Here is a 252-nt window from a genome sequence, read left to right as displayed (position 1 = left end):
CCTGTAACGCGCGCTGTTTCTGCTCGCCGGTGAACCAGCTAAAACAGGTGCGCCAGAACGGCGTGCTGCCGAGCGCGCCAATCAGCACGTTCTCCAGTACGCTCAGGCGGTTCACCAGGTTGAATTGTTGGAAGATGTAGCCGGTGTTGGCGCGGCTTTTGCGGATATCGCGCGCCAGACGGCCTTCGCGCTGGACTGTGCGGCCCAGCAGCTCGATATGGCTGCCGGCGGATTTATCGCCGGTAATCAAAC

1 pseudogene is annotated in these 252 nt (G+C 61.1%); it reads right to left on the bottom strand.

From position 1 onward, the window contains the following. Window positions 1–252: pseudogene (locus AC0IX4_RS23180) on the bottom strand (hypothetical protein); the annotation flags it as partial.

The organism is Rhodococcus sp. AC861 (assembly GCF_979256035.1).
The sequence above is the reverse complement of the archived record's forward strand: the minus strand, read 5'-3'. Positions and strand labels throughout refer to the sequence as shown.